Consider the following 17,579-nt stretch of genomic DNA (forward strand, 5'->3'; position numbering starts at 1 on the left):
ATCGTTATATAATATATAATATATTCTAACAGAAAAAAAGCAAATCGAATAACTTTGCTTAGAAATGGTGATTATTTGAAGAAAAAAGACTACATTCGCTTGACAATATTTATTATAATTGCTGTTTTATTGACGTTTATAGTAACCTTAAATTTAAAATTAAGTGAGATGCAACTTTTTATCACTTGGTTGGTTATCTTCTTTATTTTACAGATAATCCTGACAACCGTAATTATTGTAAAAACTAAACGCAGGCTAAAGCAAGAACAAATAAAAGCTAAAGCCAAAGAAAGGATTGATGATGATTTATAATCAACGACCATTGATAAAATTAGTTAATTGGACCCTCAAGTTGAGTTTAGTTCTGATAGTTGGGGGCTTATCACTAACGTTAGCTACCAATACTAGCAACCAAGCAACGGCGATAGCTGCCACTAAGGCTAAAAAAACGGTCAAGGCAGTTAATCCCAAGCAACAACAAACGGTTAACTTAGTCTTACAGCCGAATAGCGCTAATCAATTAAATGAATATATTAATCAAACGGTAACCCCCGGTAATCCTAATTATCGAAAGTACTTAACTCCACAACAATTTGCTGATACTTATGGTCAATCTAATGATAATATTCAAACGATCAAAAACTATTTTGAGCAATATCAATTAAAAACTAAGGTATATGCTGGTAACATCGTTTTAAAACTTACGGGAACCACTAAAAATGTTGAACGCGCATTTCACGTTAAATTAAACAATGTTAAGGTAATTGGCAATAGTTATCAAAAGCCCAATCATAATTATAAGTTACCTGCGGCGATCAGTGCGAACGTATTAGGTGTTTTCGGATTAGCGAATAATACCTATGCTAATCCAGCCAAGGATTTATCAGCTCATTTAACTAAGACTGAAAATGAAATTAACACTAATCAAGGGGCCCCACAAAAGTTTATGGATCGGTATAATGCGGGAGCTTTATACAAGAATAATCACGTTGGAGCTGGACAAACGGTTGGAATCATATCGTTTGCTAAGTTCAAACCTAATGATGCGACCAAGTTTTGGAAGTACGTAGGGATCCCGGTGAAAAAGAACCGTATTAAGGTCTATCATGTGACAAAGACCGCATATAATGGTGAAGACGAAACGGCAATGGATGTTGAACAAGCTGGTGCAATGGCGCCCAAGGCTAACTTAAATGTATATGTGGGGAATCCATCTGCTTTGGGGATGCTTAATTCACTTGCAACAGCGTTAGCTCAAAATAAGGTCGATACGTTATCGATCAGCTGGGGCCAAAGTGAAAATCAAATTACTACCCAGTTGAAGCTAGGCATGTTACCTAAAAACTATAATCAAATTATGAACCTATTATTTCAACAAGCTGCGGTTCAAGGAATTAGTACTTTTGCATCGACTGGTGACAATGGTGCTTACGATGGAATGGGTGAAAATCGTTATCCTAAATTAACAGTTGATTCACCAGCTAGTTCTCCGTACGTTACTTCCGTGGGGGGCACGACCTTACCACGTAAATATACGATCAACGGTAAGAAGGTGGTCATCGAACACGAACGGGCATGGAGTACAGATTTTATGTATCCACGTTTTGATAATCAACCAACCATTAACCCTAGTATTAACCCGCAAAAGTGGGTCAGCAGCTACTTTGCGGGTGGCGGGGGTGGATTCAGTACCTTGAATTCAGTGCCAGACTACCAAGCTGGTTTTAGTGGTGTAGGGACTTATCGAGCTGCCCAAGTTTGGAAGTATAAAGATGGTTATCTGAGCCGCCTTAAAGTTCCACAAATTATAACTGGAACGAATAGTGGTCGAAACCTGCCTGATATTTCAGGGAATGCTGATCCAAATACCGGCTATGCTAGTTATCATAATGGTAATTTTTACACTACCGGTGGTACTAGTGTTGTAACGCCTCAAATGGCTGGGATGGCAGCGGTTATCAATAGCGCTCAAGGGAAACGAATGGGCTTTTGGAATCCTCAAATCTATCGCTTTGCCCAAACTAACTATTCTCCATTTACCCCACTCGAGAGTGCTAATAATAACAGTAATCTTTACTATACTGGTCAACCTGGTAAATTGTACAATCAAGCTACCGGGTTAGGAACCATTAATTTTGGTAAATTAAATGATGCTTTTTCAGCTCAGCAATAAAAGCAGCGTCCTAGATGGGCGCTGTTTTTTTACGTATTTTTTATTGATTTTTTACAATAACACGAACTTTAAATGAAAAAATAATATGTATTGTTCGTGATTTATATTGACGTTCGACCTAAGGATTGGTATTATAATAGTACCAAAACAACAAAGGAGACTTTTCGATGGAAGTTGCACTCGTAATGGGGTCAATATCTGATTGGCCAGTAGTAAAGCAAACCGCAGCAATGCTTGATAAATTAGGGGTTAGCTATGATAAGCATGTTATTTCAGCACATCGGATGCCCCAACAATTACAAGCATTCGGTAGCCAAGCAAAAGACGAACATTATCAATTGATTATCGCCGCTGCTGGTGGTGCTGCCCATTTACCTGGAATGATGGCTGCTAATACGACATTACCAGTAATTGGGATTCCAGTTAAAACCAAGGCCCTTAACGGTGTTGATTCATTACTATCAATGGTTCAAATGCCTTCTGGGGTTCCAGTTGCGACGGTTGCCATTGGTGATGCTGGTGCTAAAAATGCTGCCATTTTAGCGGCACAAATTATCGCCTTGCATAATGACACCGTTAACCAAAAATTAGTTCAATTCAGACAAACTCAAACTGAGGAGGCTATTAAGAGTAATGACGAACTCGATTAAGCAAATCTTACCACCAGCCACCATTGGCATTTTAGGTGGAGGCCAATTAGGCCAAATGATGGCACTATCAGCTAAGTCAATGGGCTACAAAGTGGGCATTTTAGATCCAACACCCCAAGCACCAGCGGCCCAAGTATCTGACTTTCAAATTGTTGCTGATTATGACGATGAAGATGCATTAAAAGAATTAGCGCAAAAATCAGATGTATTGACCTATGAGTTTGAAAATGTTGATCAAAAAGCCTTAGCTAAGGTGACTGATTATGTTGATGTCCCTCAAGCAATCGATGAACTAACCATTACTAGTCATCGACTTCATGAAAAAGATTTTCTATCGAAAAATGGCATTCCAGTAACTGAATATGCTGCTGTTAACACTGCTGATGACTTAAAACAAGCGGTTGCTAACATTGGATATCCTGGAATCGTAAAAACGTGTGAAGGTGGATATGATGGTCACGATCAAATTGATATTAATGATGAAAGTGATATCGATAAGGCAGCGGCTGAACTAAACCATCGCGAATGGATTTATGAAAAGAAACAACCATTTGAAAAGGAAGTTTCCATTATGGTAACGCGGGATGTTTCTGGAATGAACATTCCATTCCCATTGAGCGAAAACATCCATAAAAACCATATTTTACACACTAGTATTGTGCCAGCACGAGTTGATGATGCAGTTCACGAACAAGCAAGCGATATTGCCGTTAAAATTGCGGATCGTTTGGGCTTAGTTGGTGTATTAGGAATTGAATTTTTCTTAATGCCAAATGGTGAGTTATTAGTCAATGAATTAGCACCACGGCCTCATAATTCTGGCCACTACTCAATTGAAGCATGTAATATTTCCCAATTTGAAGCCCATATTCGAAGCATTTGTGGGTTAGAAATTCCAACGATTCGCCAAGATCACAAGGCAGTGATGGTCAACTTATTAGGGGATGATTTGACGACGGCTCGTCAAGCACTACCTACTAATCCATCATGGCATTTTCATGATTATGGTAAGGCAGAAATTAGACCTGGTCGTAAGATGGGCCACATTACCGTTATTGGTGATTCATTCGATCAATTATTAGAACAAGTTAATCAATTTAAATAAGGAGTTCATTATAATGTCAGCATTAGTTGCTTCAGGTAAAACCAAAGAATTATATACAACCGACGATCCAAAGGTACTAAGAGTTCACTATACTAACCACACCACTGCTGGTGATGGTGAACGTAATGAAATGATTCCAGACAAGGGTGCCGTTAATAACGAAATTTCCAGTTTGATTTTTGGCTATTTAAATCAAAAGGGTGTTGCAACGCACTTTGTAAAGCAATTGGATGCCACTGATCAATTGAACCTTAGTGTGAAGATGATTCCACTTGAAGTAGTAGTTAGAAACCTATCTTCTGGCCACTTCCAAAAGCGGTATGGAACTGAATATTTACAACCACTAAGTCGTCCCGTTGTTGAATACTTCTTTAAGAGCGATGAACTCCATGACCCAATGATCAATGATTCTGCTGCTGAAGCATTGAACATTGCAACTGAAGCGCAATTAAAGACGATGCGTGAAACCGCACTTAAGGTAAACGACTTAATGAAATCATTATTTAAGTCGATGAACATTATCTTGGTGGACTTTAAGATTGAATTTGGCATTACTGACGATGGTCAAGTAATCCTAGCTGATGAAATTTCACCAGATTCATGCCGGTTATTAGATGCTGATACTAAGCAGTCCTTAGATAAGGACGTGTTTAGAAAACAAACTGGTGATATGATGACCGGTTATCGCGAAATCTTAGACAAATTAAAAGCCACACTTAAATAAGGAGAGACGCTAGTCATGTATTTAGCTCAAATTTACGTTACCCATAAACCATCGATTTTAGATCCTCAAGGTGAAGCAGTTAAGAATGCATTACACCGTTTAAACTACACTTCAATTGAATCCATTTCACAAGGAAAGTTCTTTGAAGTTACGATTAATGCTGATAGTAAAGATGAAGCAGTTAAGACGATTGAATCCATTTGTAAAGATCTTTTGGTTAATCAAAATATGGAAACATATAGTTACGAAATAAAGGAAGGATAGATCCCAATGAAATTCGCTGTAATTAGTTTTCCCGGTTCTAATTGTGATTTAGATATGTATCACGCAATTAACGATGCTCTCGGTGAAGAAGCTGATATGGTTAGTTCTAATGAAACTAACCTTGATAAATATGATGGTGTTTTGATTCCTGGTGGATTTTCATATGGTGATTACTTACGGAGTGGTGCCATTGCTCGTTTTGCACCAGCAATGGCTGCCGTTAAGAAGTTAGCTGAAGCTGGCAAACCAGTCCTTGGGGTCTGCAACGGCTTCCAAATTTTAGTTGAAGCTGGTTTATTACCTGGCGCACTTCAAAACAACACTAGTATGGAATTTATTTCTGATTGGGCACCTTTAAAGGTGGTCAACAATCACACGATGTTTACTAATGAATATGCTAAGGACCAAGTGATCAAGGTCCCAATTGCCCATGGTGAAGGTAATTACTACTGTGATGATGAAACCCTTCAATCATTGAAGGACAACCACCAAATTGTCTTTACGTATGAAGATAATCCAAATGGTAGTCGGAATAACATTGCTGGGATTACTAATAAAGCTGGAAATGTCCTTGGCATGATGCCACATCCAGAAAGAGCAGTTGAATCCATTCTAGGTGGGACAGATGGCTTAACGCTTTTCAAATCAATCTTAAATCAGGTTAGGAGCTAATAACATTGCAAAAACAAGTGGAATTATCCCCCGAACAAATTAGAGACCAAAAAATCTACCGTGAATGGGGATTGACCGATGGTGAATATGATTTAATCGCAACTAAACTTTTAAAACGTTTACCTAACTTTACAGAAACCGGTTTATATTCTGGAATGTGGAGTGAACATTGTTCATACAAGAATTCCAAACCAATCTTACGTAAGTTTTGGACCAAGGGTTCCCGCGTCATTCAAGGACCTGGTGAAGGGGCTGGAGTGTTAGATATTAATGATGGGCAAGCCGTGGTATTTAAGGCTGAAAGTCATAATCACCCTAGTTTCGTGGAACCATATGAAGGAGCTGCAACTGGAGTTGGTGGAATCATCAGAGATATCTTCTCAATGGGTGCTAAGCCAATTGCATCATTAGATAGCTTACGGTTCGGTGAATTAAGTAACCCTAAAAACCGGTTCCTATTAGATAAAGTAGTTGCCGGGATTGCTGGTTATGGTAACTGTATCGGAATTCCAACCGTTGGTGGTGAAATCAGTTTCGATAAGTGTTATGACGGAAACCCACTTGTAAATGTAATGTGTGTTGGTTTGATGGATCAAGCTGACATTGAAGCAGGTCGTGCCCATGGAACTGGAAACTCAATCATTTATGTTGGGGCTAAAACTGGTCGGGATGGAATTAATGGGGCAACCTTTGCTTCTAGTCAATTCAGTAAGGAAGAAGAATCTGACCGCTCAGCCGTTCAAGTTGGGGATCCATTTATGGAAAAGTTATTAGTGGATGCTTGTTTAGAAATTACCCATCACCACAGTGACATCTTAATTGGGATTCAAGATATGGGTGCTGCAGGTTTGGTTTCATCATCTGCTGAAATGGCTGCCAAGGCTAACAGTGGGGTTGACTTAAACCTTGACTTAGTTCCACAACGTGAACAAGGGATGACCCCTTATGAAATCATGCTTTCTGAATCACAAGAAAGAATGTTACTTTGTGTTAAGAAGGGTGAAGAACAAACTGTCTTGGACGTTTTCGAACGGTATGGATTAGATGCCGTGGTCATTGGTCAAGTTAATGATGATGGTCAATACAGATTGTCACAACACGGGAAGTTAGTATGTGATATTCCAACTAAGACGCTAGTGGATGATGTTCCAGAATACACCCATCCATTGATTGAACCTAAGCGGCTTAAAGAACCAGCACCAGCATTCAAACCTGAATTTGATAGTTTGGATGAAATGTTGAAATCAATGCTTGGTGCTCCTACGATTGCTTCAAAGAAGTCAGTTTACCAACAATATGATAGCCGGGTACAAGCAAATACGGTCTTAGCACCTGGTAGTGATTCCGCAGTGGTACGGGTCCGTGGAACTAAGAAATCACTTGCTATGACCACTGACTGTAACGCACGTTACATCTACTTGGATCCATATCAAGGTGGTCAAATTGCAGTGGCCGAAGCGGCACGGAATATTGTAGCTAGTGGAGCACTACCAATTGGTATTACTGACTGTCTTAACTTCGGAAATCCAGATGATCCAGAAAGCTATTATGAAATGAGTAAGTCGGCCGAAGGAATCGCAAAGGCATGTGAAAAGTTTGATGCACCCGTGATTGGTGGGAACGTTTCGCTATATAACGAAACCGATAACCAAGCCATTTACCCAACTCCATTGATTGGAATGGTTGGTTTAATCGAAGACAATGATTATATTACAACTGCAAGCGCTAAGGATGCTGACGAATTAGTTTATGTTATCGGAAAGACTTATGATGACTACAGTGGTTCAGAAATTCAAAAGATGCTTGCTGATCAAATTAGTGGGAAGGTTGAACACTTTGACTTAGCAGTTGAAGCTGCCAACCAACAATTAGTGCATACCTTAATTGTTAACCACTTAGTAGATAGTGTCCATGATGTTAGTGAAGGTGGGTTAGCAGTTTCACTACTGGAAACGCTATTTGATAACTCACTTGGGTTTAAGGGTCAAACTGACTTAACCCGTGAACAACTATTTGCTGAAACTCAATCACGGTTTGTGGTTACGGTTCCTAAAGCTAACCAAGCCGCATTTGAAGGCAAGGCTGGCGACAAAGCAACCTTACTAGGTACGACCACTGATGATGGTGAAGTTGATTTACAACTAAGTAACGATCACTTAAATGCTGATGTTAAAGAATTGAAACAGATTTGGAAGGAAGGGCTCTCATGGCTAATGAAGTCAAAAGTTTAAATGATGAATGTGGAGTGTTTGGAATTTGGGGGACGGAAGATGCTACCCGCCTAACTTATGATGGATTACACGCACTTCAACACCGTGGTCAAGAAGGGGCAGGAATTGTCTCAAATGACCACAAAGAATTGCATCGTTATCGTGGATTAGGACTATTAGCGCAAGTCTTTGAAGATCCGCAAACCCTTGAAATTCTAAATGGAAATTCCGCATTAGGGCATATTCGTTATGCAACTGCCGGTAGCCATAGTATTAAGAATGTTCAACCATTCCTATTTGAAAATACTAGTAACCATTTTGCCATTTCACATAACGGGAACCTAACTAACGCTGATACGTTAAAGAAGGAACTTCGTGAAAAGGGCGTTAAGTTCCAATCAGATTCAGATAGTGAATTACTTGGGGACTTAATTGAAGTTAGTGACAAGCCTAACTTCATCGATAAGCTTAAGGAAGCTGCTAACCGCCTTAAAGGTGGCTTTGCGTACGTTTTAATGTCTACTGATGCTATGTATGCAATCTCAGATCCAAATGGTTTACGTCCATTGGTAATGGGGAAGCGTGATGATGGTAGTGTGGTTATTTGTAGTGAAACTTGTGCCTTAGATCAAGTTAAGGCTAAATTCATTCGCGACCTAGAACCTGGTGAATTAATTAAAGTTGATCAAGATGGCATTAAAATTGATCATTACACTACGGATACTCAACTAACCGTTTGTTCAATGGAATATATCTACTTTGCGCGCCCTGACTCAGTTATTCATGGAGTTAGTGTCCACGAAGCGCGTAAGCGCATGGGAGCACAAGTAGCCCGTGAACATCCCGTAAAGGCCGACGTTGTAATCGGTGTTCCTAATTCTTCACTATCTGCTGCCATTGGTTATGCTAATGAAAGCGGGATTCCTTATGATATGGGAATGATTAAGAACCAATACGTGGCACGGACGTTTATTGAACCCACCCAAAAGAAACGGGAACGGGGCGTATCAATGAAGTTATCAGTGGTAAAACCAGTGATTGAAGGTAAGGATATCGTCTTAGTTGATGATTCCATCGTACGGGGAACCACTAGTCGCTACATTGTTCAATTACTACGTGATGCTGGTGCAAAGTCCATTCACGTTCGGATTGCATCGCCTGACTTGAAATTCCCATGTTTCTACGGAATTGACATTCAAAAACCAAGTGAATTAATTGGGGCTAACTACAGTGTTGATGGCATCCGTGATCAAATTGGTGCTGATTCACTAGGGTACCTAAGTGTGGATGGCTTGATTGATTCAATTGGTTTGAAGTGTGACAACCAATACCATGGTTTATGTACAGCTTACTTTGATGGTAAGTACCCAACCCCACTTTACGATTACGAAGATATGTACAAGCGTGAAGCAAAACGTTTACACCTATATGAAGGGATGGATTAGTAAATGGCTGACCAATATAAAGAAGCCGGAGTTGATATTGAAAGCGGCGCCAAAGCAGTTGATCAAATTAAATCAATTGTTAAGGCTACCCAAGATGCCAATGTAATTGGTGGAATTGGCGGCTTTGGTGCTGAGTATAGCTTAAAGGATAGTTTTGCAAAGTTTAAAAATCCAGTATTGATCTCCGGAACTGATGGGGTCGGAACTAAGTTATTACTAGCGATTCAAGCGAACGTGCATGACACGATTGGGATTGATTTAGTTGCCATGTGTGCCAACGATATTTTAGCCCAAGGGGCCGAACCATTATTCTTCTTAGATTACGTTGGCATTGGTAAGTTGAATCCGGATCAAATGAAATCAATTGTCCAAGGAGTAGCGGATGGTTGTAAACAAGCTGGTCTATCATTAATTGGTGGTGAGATGGCTGAAATGCCAGGCATCTATACCAATGGTGACTATGACTTAAGCGGCTTTGCTGTTGGAATCGGGGATAAGGATCAATTACTAGGTGCCGATAAGGTTCAAGCAGGCGATGTCTTAATTGGACTAGCATCTAGTGGTGTTCATTCAAATGGTTTTTCCCTGGTACGGAAAATCATTAAAGATGCCGAACTTGACTTAAATAAGATCTATCCAGGATTTGATCAACCATTGATCAATGCGTTATTAGCGCCTACTAAGCTATATTACCATGCGGTCAATCCTTCAATTGAAGCGAATTTGATTCATTCGATCGCCCATATTACCGGTGGTGGAATTGCGGATAACCTTGCTAGAAGTATTCCAGATCATTTAACAGCTGAAATTGACCGGAGTGCCTGGCAAGTTCCACAATTATTTAAATCGTTACAAGAATGGGGCCATTTAGATACTGCGGATATGGACCAAGTCTTCAACCAAGGAATTGGAATGGTCCTAGTGGTACCTAAGGCCAACGTAGCAGCGGTTAAAGCAAACTTAGATGCTCAATCGCAAGCATACTATCAAATTGGTAAGGTGGTGAAGCGTGATGGCGCAGCAGTCAACATTAAATAAGAACCTTCCAGTCGCCATTTTTGCTTCTGGTAACGGAACTAATTTTGAAGCCATTGCTAAGGCGGATTTACCGATTGATATTAAATTATTAATTTGTGACCACCATGATGCATATGTGTTAACCCGGGCCGCTAAATTCGGGGTGCCAGCGCTAATTGTGGAAGCCAAAAAGGGCATTACGAAACAACAACGTGAATCCATTATGCTTACCCACTTAAGAGCAGCTGGAGTGCAGGCCATCTTTTTGGCTGGGTACATGCGAATTATTGGCCCCACGTTATTAGATGCATATCCTAAGAAAATTATTAATATTCATCCAGCATTATTACCTAACTTCCCAGGATTACACGGAATTGAAGATGCATACGCAGCTGAAGTCCCTGAAACTGGGGTTACGATTCACTATATCGATTCTGGAGTCGATACGGGCCAAATTATCGCCCAACAAGCGGTGGTGAGAAAACCTGACGACAGTATCGATGATTTAGCAACTAGAATTCATGATGTGGAACATCAATTATATCCAAACACGATTTTAGACTTAATTAAAAAAGGAGTTCTCTAAATTGAAAAAGTTAGCATTGTTAAGTGTATCTGATAAAACTGGAATTGTTGATTTTGCCAAGCAACTAGAAGCCAGAGGTTACGAAGTCGTTTCCACTGGGGGAACCCTAAAGGCACTACTTGATGGTGGCGTTGATGCCATCTCAGTTGAAAAGATTACCAACTTTGATGAAATGTTGGATGGTCGGGTTAAGACCTTACATCCACGGATTCACGGTGGAATTCTTGCTAAACGTGATAATAAAGAACATATGAAACAAATTGCGGACCAAGGCATCGCACCAATCGACTTAGTTTGTGTTAACTTATACCCATTTAAAGAAACGATTGAAAAGCCAAACGTAACTGATGAAGAAGCAATCGAAAACATTGATATTGGTGGTCCTTCCATGCTTAGAGCAGCTGCTAAGAATAGCCAAGACGTAATTGTAATTACCGATGTTAATGACTATGCTGAATTCATTAAACGTTATGACGATGATCAACTAGATGCTGATTATCACCGTCATTTAGCAGCAAAGGTATTTAGACACACCGCTGCTTATGATGCCTTGATTGCCAAGTACTTAACTAAAGAAGAATTCCCAGAAAAGCTAACTTTAACTTACGAAAAGGTTCAAGATATGCTTTATGGTGAAAACAGTCACCAAAAGGCAGCTTATTACAGTGAACCAATTCCAGAAAAATACTCACTAGCCAATGCAAAACAATTGCATGGTAAGGAATTATCATACAATAATGTCCGGGATGCTGATGCTGCATTAAGAATCATTGCTGAATTCCCAGACCAACCTGCCGTAGTTGCTCTTAAGCACATGAACCCATGTGGAATCGGGACTGCCGATGATTTATTAACGGCTTGGAACTTAGCATACGAATCAGATCCAATTTCCATTTTTGGTGGAATTATTGCTTTGAACCGCGAAGTGGACTTAGCAACTGCTGAAAAGATGCATGAAATCTTCCTAGAAATCGTGATTGCGCCTTCATTTACTGACGAAGCTTATGATGTATTAGCTAAAAAGAAGAACATTCGACTATTGACCCTACCATTTGGCCCAATTGATAAGCATGAAAAGGACGAAGTTAGTGTGCTTGGTGGAATGTTAGTTCAAGAACGGGACTTACTTCATGAAACACCAGCTAACTTTAAGGTCGTTTCCAAGGTTCAACCAACTGAAGCACAATTAAAGGCACTTGCCTTTGGTCAAAATGCAGTTAAACACGTTAAGAGTAATGCGATTGTGGTGACAACTGATAACCAAACTCTAGGGGTTGGTGCAGGTCAACCGAACCGGATTGATTCAACTAAGATTGCAATTGACAAAGCTAAGGATAAGCGCAACTATGATCAAGCAGTGCTTGCTTCCGATGCATTCTTCCCAATGGATGATTGTGTTGAATATGCTGCTAAACATGGAATTAAGGCCATTGTTGAACCAGGTGGTAGTATTAAGGATAAAGATTCAATTGCCAAGGCTGATGAATTAGGGATTGCCTTAGTATTCAGTGGCGCTCGTCACTTTAAACACTAATATTGGTTTAGGAGAGATTAGGATGGAAAATTGGCTGTTAGTTGGTTCTGGTGGTCGTGAATATTCAATGGCCCAAAAATTGGTGGAAAATGGGAACCGGAATGTATACGTTGCCCCAGGGAACCCAATGATGGACCAGATTCAAAACGTTGGGACCATTGACTTAGATGAAATGGATTTCGATGGATTAATTGAATTTGCTAAAAATAATCACATTGATTGGACCCTAGTTGGGCCAGAAGCACCACTATCCAAAGGAATCGTTGATGCGTTTAGAAATGCTGGCTTGAATATCTTTGGGCCATCTAAGGTTGCTGCTCAACTAGAAAGTTCTAAGGCATATGCTAAGCAGATTATGGCTAACCAAGGCGTTGCCACTGCTGCATACCAAGAATTTAATAATGCTGATGCTGCAATTGAGTATGTAAAAAAAGGGTCCTTTCCAGTGGTGATCAAGGCCAATGGATTAGCAGCTGGTAAGGGTGTGATCATTGCTGAAGATGAAGCTAAGGCAGTCGCCTCAATTAAGCATCTGTTTGAAACTAAACCTAATTCAGAAGTGTTAATCGAAGAATTTATGCAAGGCCAAGAGTTCTCATTCATCGTAATGGCAAATGGGACTCAAGTGGTTCCCATGCAAATTGCTCAAGATCATAAACGGCTTTTGAACGGTGATAAGGGTCCAAATACTGGTGGAATGGGTGCTTACAGCCCAGTACCTCAATTTGATCAATCAATTATTGATGGCGCGATGAATGACATCATTAAGCCCGTTTTATTGGAAATGCAAAATCAAGGCCATCCCTTTACGGGCTTCCTATATGCCGGGTTGATTCAAACTGCCCAGGGAACCAAAGTAATTGAATTTAACGTTCGGATGGGTGATCCAGAAACGCAAGTCATTTTACCACAAATGGAATCAGATTTTGGAACGGTCATTGAATCATTGATGGACGGTGATCCGATTGAACCAGTTTGGCAACATGGTCGGTTTTATCTTGGGGCAGTCATTGCTGCTGCTGGGTACCCAGGGCCCCATAAAGATCATTTACCACTACCCACGTTTGCTGACGACATTCACGTTAGTTATGCTGGGGTGGCAAACGTTGATGACCAATTGGTTAGTCATGGTGGTCGGGTCCTAATGGCAATTGCTAGTGATGCAGATTTAAAGCAAGCACAACGCAAAGTCAATCGAGCACTTCAAGAGTCAGTGAATACTGATGACTATGAATACCGAACCGATATTGGTAGTAAAGCATTTAAATAACATTAAATAGAGCTGGGTGAAAATAATCTGGCTCTATTTTTGTTGTCTTTTAATGTAAAACTTGGCATCATATAACTTATATACTTAAAGTTAGCGGGTGAAGAAATGGAAACGATTCGTTTAAATAATATGCAGTTTCACGCTCATATTGGGGTGTTACCCGAAGAGCGAGTAGTGGGGCAAGATATTCAAATTGATGTAATAATGAAGACTAATTTTTCAGACTTAATAACTTCTGATGACGTAGCCGATACGCTAAATTATGGGTTAGTATTTGATGAAGTAGCCGACGTAGTGGCTAATAGTCGGGTTCAATTAATTGAAACATTAGGTGCGAATATCATTAACGAAGTAAAAAAACACCATGGTGATCAATTAGCGCGATTGATCGTTAAAATTCGAAAACTAGGGCTACCAATTGATGGGGTCTTGGATAACGTTGAAATTGAATTAGAAGGGTAGAATAAATTGACAATTGCATACTTAAGTCTAGGCAGTAACCTAGGCGATAAATTAAGTGAGCTCCAAGCAGCCATTGATTTATTGAATCAAAATAAAGCGGTTCACGTTACTAAAGTTTCAGATGTTTATCAAACTTCACCCGTGGGTGGGGTAAAACAAGATGATTTCTATAACATTGCAGCCCAAATTGATACGACATTGTCGGCATCGTTGCTATTGGAATTAATTCATAAGATTGAACATCAATTACATCGGGTCCGTAAAATTCACTGGGGACCTCGGACATTGGATATTGATATTATTTTATTTGGTGATGCTCATATTCATACTGAAGATTTAATCATACCGCATCCGGAAATGAATAATCGCAAATTCGTTCTCCAACCGATCATCCAAATTTATGATGGCGATGATTCTAAAATGCAGTCGGCATTAAATCAGATCCACGGCCAAGAAATTGAAAGTATGGGGAGTTTGATCAAACTATGAATGAAGAAAATCAAAAAATAATTGAAGATTCCGTGAAAAATATTTTACGTGCGGTTGGTGAAGACCCAGAACGTGAGGGACTATTAGAAACCCCCAAACGAGTTGCTAAGATGTATGGGGAGGTCTTTTCATCCCTAAACAATAAATTTACCAACTATAAGGTCTTTAACTCTGATGTTGAAGATAATGGGACCGTTATCGTTAAGGACATCCCATTTTATTCAATGTGTGAACACCATCTATTACCATTTTTTGGCAAGGTCACAGTTGCATATGTACCCAAGGATGGGAAAATTATCGGCTTAAGTAAAATTCCACGGTTAGTAGACTTTGTTGCCAGTCGGCCAAGTGTTCAAGAAAATGTTACGCATCAAATCGGAGTAGAATTAGACCGGATCTTACATCCCCAAGGGATCGCCGTGATTGCTGATGCTAGACATATGTGTATGGAAATGCGGGGCGTTAAAAAGCAAGCCGGCAGCACCAGAACAACTTATTATCGAGGCGTATTTAAAGACCCGGTTAATAAGCGTGAATTGTTAGACGAAATCAGGTTGAGTTAATTGAAGTCAATTGATCAACAATACCAAGCCGAACTAAACAAGGTCCATACCGCGATGAAATACGATGGATTGAAGCGTGTGCAGTTCTTACAACAAATTGTAAAACAACAGGTCAAGAATTATCCTAAAGCAACAGTGATTCGAGTGAGCGGGACCAATGGAAAGGGTTCTACGATCACGATGATCAATAATGTGTTACTGGCAGCCGGCCATCGCGTTGGAATGTTTACTAGTCCATATTTAGTGGATCCACTATCCCAAGTGAAGGTTAATGGGCATCGGATTACCCAGCAGTTATTCTTACAAGCAGAACATACGGTCAAGACGATCGTTGATGCCTTAGGGTATGATTTTCACCGTGATGTTTCTGAATTTGAGAGTTGGTTTTTAATTGCCGTACAGGTATTTTTAGATCAACACGTTGAATTTATGCTATTAGAATGTGGAATGGGCGGACAACTCGATGCCACTAATGCAATCGATCATTCTGACTATAGTTTGTTCACACTAATTGGTTTGGATCATTTTAAGTTTTTAGGCAACACAATTGAAGCAATTGCTAATACGAAGGCGAAAATGATTCGGCCAGGTGAACAGGTAATTAGTTATCCGAATCAACGGCCAATCGTCCAACAAATCATTGACCAAATCGCCACTGCTCAACAAGCCATTGTCCATGTTGCTAATGAAATTAAAGTCGGCGCACCGCAAATTATTAAAACTCCTTTGCATTACCAATGCACCGTTCGAGTCGATGGGCAATCTATTCCTATTAACTTACCATTAATGGGGGCGTTTCAACTAGCGAACCTTCAAACGGTCGTTGAATGGTGGCGAGTGTTTAATACGACGGCTGAGACGCCAATTAGTGTCTCGGCATTGCAACAAGGAATTGCACAGACTAAAATAATAGGCCGGTTTAGTCGCCTATCAAATGGTTGGATCGTCGATGGGGCTCACAATCGTGATGCCATTAGGGCCTTTGTCAACACGGTCAATACCTATTTTGTTGACGCTCCTAAAGTCATCATGGTGGGGTTCTTAGCTGATAAGGAAGTGCAGTGGTGTGTACATGAGTTAAATGCTTTAGCCAACACAACGTTTATTACCGTGACCCCAGCTAATCATGACCGGGCCCTTACAGCTAGTGATTTAGCGGATTTATTTAAACGCGATCCAGCAATTCAAGCTGGCCGCAATCAAGTGCGTAACGCGGGCTCGATTGCCCACGGAATTGATATTTTTAATCGAACCACCCCCGATTCAGTTAAACTAGTAGTCGGTTCGTTTTATACCATTAGGGGAATTATCGAATCGTTAAGAGGAGCGAGTCATTCAAATGAAGATTAAAGAACGATCCATGCATAATCAAAATGATCTAATTAACATTGTGGTTGAAGATTTTGATCATGATGCTAAGCTATTGAGCAATTTAGACCAACTTTACATTAACTACCACGTAGCAGCGAATTTAGAAATGGTGCTTAGTAAGATTCAGTTAAAACAATTAATTGAGCTGTTAGGAGACCAAGCTTTTGATGCAGCCATTATTAAAGCCCTTGATACGATTTATCAACGGCATCAAATTATTCTTGCTGGGCGTGACTTTAAGTTAGATTTGACCACTGATCCAGCAATCATGGCGATTTTAAATACTAGTCCAGATTCATTTTTTGATGGGGATGCGACCTTAAATGATAAGAAGATTTTAAGTAAATTAGAATCATTTATGGCCAATAACACTAAGATTATTGACCTAGGTGGCCAATCCACCCGTCCTGGCTATGAAGAAATTACCCCAGAACTAGAAATTAAGCGGACCGTGCCATACATTAAAATGATTAAGCGCGCGTTTCCAGAAGCCATTATTTCGGTAGATTCATATAAGCCAGCGGTCATTAAGGCCGTATTGGATGCTGGTGCAGATATCATTAATGACATTAATGGGTTTGAAGATAATCAGGCTAAGTTAGATTTGGTGGCTGAATACCATCCAGCTTTGATTGCTATGTACAATAATCGAATCAGTAAGTGGTCCGTTGCCGAAATCCAATCATTCTTTACTAATCGGAAACAAGTGTTTGAACAAATCGGATTGACTGATCAAAACTGGGTCATTGATCCGGGCGTGGGCTTTTTAGATCAAAATGATCAAAATACTGACGTAGAACTAATTCGGACGTTACGCGGTCTTAGTGAAATGAACATTCCCACTTTAATCGCGATTTCACGAAAGAGCATGTTCAAACGGTTATTTGGCATTGACGCTTCTGAAAATATCTGGTCAACCTTAGTGGCTGAATTAATGATGGTTCACATGGGCGGCCAAATTATTCGGGTCCATGATTACAAGGAAACGAACTTAATGCTGAAGATGAGAAAACAACTTGAATTTCCAAAGGTGGCAGATTAAGT

General features: G+C 40.0%; 17 protein-coding genes and 1 pseudogene. All 18 read left to right on the forward strand.

The window, feature by feature from the left end; all coding sequences use genetic code 11:
- Positions 1 to 75: 75 nt before the first annotated feature.
- The 18 genes and pseudogenes from R4146_RS04705 (at position 76) to folP (ending at position 17,577) form a co-directional block, all read left to right on the forward strand.
- Positions 76 to 312 carry a hypothetical protein gene (locus tag R4146_RS04705; RefSeq protein ID WP_339960266.1) on the forward strand — a complete coding sequence of 79 codons (237 nt, stop codon included), beginning with the start codon at positions 76 to 78 and terminating at the stop codon, positions 310 to 312.
- Positions 299 to 2,173 (forward strand): S53 family peptidase, encoded by a 1,875-nt coding sequence (locus R4146_RS04710; RefSeq protein ID WP_339960267.1) that lies wholly within the window; start codon positions 299 to 301, stop codon positions 2,171 to 2,173. Before R4146_RS04705 ends, R4146_RS04710 begins: the two co-directional genes overlap by 14 nt.
- 164 nt (positions 2,174 to 2,337) lie before the next feature.
- Positions 2,338 to 2,823: pseudogene (purE, locus tag R4146_RS04715) on the forward strand (5-(carboxyamino)imidazole ribonucleotide mutase); the annotation flags it as partial.
- Positions 2,807 to 3,928, forward strand: coding sequence for a 5-(carboxyamino)imidazole ribonucleotide synthase (purK, locus tag R4146_RS04720; RefSeq protein WP_339960268.1), 1,122 nt, complete (start codon positions 2,807 to 2,809; stop codon positions 3,926 to 3,928). The pseudogene purE and the gene purK, both read left to right, overlap by 17 nt.
- Positions 3,929 to 3,941: 13 nt before the next feature.
- Positions 3,942 to 4,652 (forward strand): phosphoribosylaminoimidazolesuccinocarboxamide synthase, encoded by a 711-nt coding sequence (gene purC / locus R4146_RS04725; RefSeq protein WP_339960270.1) that lies wholly within the window; start codon positions 3,942 to 3,944, stop codon positions 4,650 to 4,652.
- A gap of 15 nt (positions 4,653 to 4,667) precedes the next feature.
- Positions 4,668 to 4,916 (forward strand): phosphoribosylformylglycinamidine synthase subunit PurS, encoded by a 249-nt coding sequence (gene purS / locus R4146_RS04730; protein WP_339960271.1) that lies wholly within the window; start codon positions 4,668 to 4,670, stop codon positions 4,914 to 4,916.
- A 6-nt stretch (positions 4,917 to 4,922) separates the two neighbouring features.
- On the forward strand, positions 4,923 to 5,588 hold the full coding sequence (purQ, locus tag R4146_RS04735; RefSeq protein WP_339960272.1) for a phosphoribosylformylglycinamidine synthase subunit PurQ: 666 nt from the start codon (positions 4,923 to 4,925) through the stop codon (positions 5,586 to 5,588).
- A 5-nt stretch (positions 5,589 to 5,593) separates the two neighbouring features.
- Positions 5,594 to 7,819, forward strand: coding sequence for a phosphoribosylformylglycinamidine synthase subunit PurL (purL, locus tag R4146_RS04740; RefSeq protein WP_339960273.1), 2,226 nt, complete (start codon positions 5,594 to 5,596; stop codon positions 7,817 to 7,819).
- On the forward strand, positions 7,795 to 9,243 hold the full coding sequence (purF, locus tag R4146_RS04745; RefSeq protein ID WP_339960274.1) for an amidophosphoribosyltransferase: 1,449 nt from the start codon (positions 7,795 to 7,797) through the stop codon (positions 9,241 to 9,243). Before purL ends, purF begins: the two co-directional genes overlap by 25 nt.
- 3 nt (positions 9,244 to 9,246) lie before the next feature.
- Entirely contained in the window at positions 9,247 to 10,281 is a 1,035-nt protein-coding gene (gene purM / locus R4146_RS04750) for a phosphoribosylformylglycinamidine cyclo-ligase (RefSeq protein WP_339960275.1), read from the forward strand.
- Positions 10,256 to 10,846: a phosphoribosylglycinamide formyltransferase gene (gene purN, locus R4146_RS04755; protein WP_339960276.1), complete on the forward strand. Its 591-nt coding sequence runs from the start codon at positions 10,256 to 10,258 to the stop codon at positions 10,844 to 10,846. Before purM ends, purN begins: the two co-directional genes overlap by 26 nt.
- A 1-nt stretch (position 10,847) precedes the next feature.
- Positions 10,848 to 12,380 (forward strand): bifunctional phosphoribosylaminoimidazolecarboxamide formyltransferase/IMP cyclohydrolase, encoded by a 1,533-nt coding sequence (purH, locus tag R4146_RS04760; RefSeq protein WP_339960277.1) that lies wholly within the window; start codon positions 10,848 to 10,850, stop codon positions 12,378 to 12,380.
- A gap of 22 nt (positions 12,381 to 12,402) precedes the next feature.
- On the forward strand, positions 12,403 to 13,650 hold the full coding sequence (purD, locus tag R4146_RS04765) for a phosphoribosylamine--glycine ligase (protein ID WP_339960278.1): 1,248 nt from the start codon (positions 12,403 to 12,405) through the stop codon (positions 13,648 to 13,650).
- A gap of 105 nt (positions 13,651 to 13,755) precedes the next feature.
- Complete coding sequence (folB, locus tag R4146_RS04770; protein WP_339960279.1) at positions 13,756 to 14,112, forward strand: dihydroneopterin aldolase; 357 nt, start codon at positions 13,756 to 13,758, stop codon at positions 14,110 to 14,112.
- Positions 14,113 to 14,118: 6 nt separating this feature from the next.
- Positions 14,119 to 14,601: a 2-amino-4-hydroxy-6-hydroxymethyldihydropteridine diphosphokinase gene (gene folK / locus R4146_RS04775; RefSeq protein ID WP_339960280.1), complete on the forward strand. Its 483-nt coding sequence runs from the start codon at positions 14,119 to 14,121 to the stop codon at positions 14,599 to 14,601.
- Positions 14,598 to 15,164: a GTP cyclohydrolase I FolE gene (gene folE / locus R4146_RS04780; protein ID WP_339960281.1), complete on the forward strand. Its 567-nt coding sequence runs from the start codon at positions 14,598 to 14,600 to the stop codon at positions 15,162 to 15,164. Before folK ends, folE begins: the two co-directional genes overlap by 4 nt.
- Positions 15,165 to 16,514 carry a bifunctional folylpolyglutamate synthase/dihydrofolate synthase gene (locus tag R4146_RS04785; RefSeq protein WP_339960282.1) on the forward strand — a complete coding sequence of 450 codons (1,350 nt, stop codon included), beginning with the start codon at positions 15,165 to 15,167 and terminating at the stop codon, positions 16,512 to 16,514.
- Positions 16,504 to 17,577, forward strand: coding sequence for a dihydropteroate synthase (gene folP, locus R4146_RS04790; RefSeq protein WP_339960283.1), 1,074 nt, complete (start codon positions 16,504 to 16,506; stop codon positions 17,575 to 17,577). Before R4146_RS04785 ends, folP begins: the two co-directional genes overlap by 11 nt.
- Positions 17,578 to 17,579 lie beyond the last annotated feature (2 nt).

Source organism: Nicoliella lavandulae (genome assembly GCF_037546185.1).
Classification (GTDB): domain Bacteria; phylum Bacillota; class Bacilli; order Lactobacillales; family Lactobacillaceae; genus Nicoliella; species Nicoliella lavandulae.

Excerpts from the sequence above, each read along its gene's own strand:
- R4146_RS04710 (WP_339960267.1), top strand. The coding sequence starts at position 299 with ATGATGATTTATAATCAACGACCATTGATAAAATTAGTTAATTGGACC.
- purK (WP_339960268.1), top strand. The coding sequence starts at position 2,807 with ATGACGAACTCGATTAAGCAAATCTTACCACCAGCCACCATTGGCATT.
- purC (WP_339960270.1), top strand. The coding sequence starts at position 3,942 with ATGTCAGCATTAGTTGCTTCAGGTAAAACCAAAGAATTATATACAACC.
- purS (WP_339960271.1), top strand. The coding sequence starts at position 4,668 with ATGTATTTAGCTCAAATTTACGTTACCCATAAACCATCGATTTTAGAT.
- purQ (WP_339960272.1), top strand. The coding sequence starts at position 4,923 with ATGAAATTCGCTGTAATTAGTTTTCCCGGTTCTAATTGTGATTTAGAT.
- purF (WP_339960274.1), top strand. The coding sequence starts at position 7,795 with ATGGCTAATGAAGTCAAAAGTTTAAATGATGAATGTGGAGTGTTTGGA.
- purM (WP_339960275.1), top strand. The coding sequence starts at position 9,247 with ATGGCTGACCAATATAAAGAAGCCGGAGTTGATATTGAAAGCGGCGCC.
- purN (WP_339960276.1), top strand. The coding sequence starts at position 10,256 with ATGGCGCAGCAGTCAACATTAAATAAGAACCTTCCAGTCGCCATTTTT.
- purD (WP_339960278.1), top strand. The coding sequence starts at position 12,403 with ATGGAAAATTGGCTGTTAGTTGGTTCTGGTGGTCGTGAATATTCAATG.
- folB (WP_339960279.1), top strand. The coding sequence starts at position 13,756 with ATGGAAACGATTCGTTTAAATAATATGCAGTTTCACGCTCATATTGGG.
- folE (WP_339960281.1), top strand. The coding sequence starts at position 14,598 with ATGAATGAAGAAAATCAAAAAATAATTGAAGATTCCGTGAAAAATATT.
- folP (WP_339960283.1), top strand. The coding sequence starts at position 16,504 with ATGAAGATTAAAGAACGATCCATGCATAATCAAAATGATCTAATTAAC.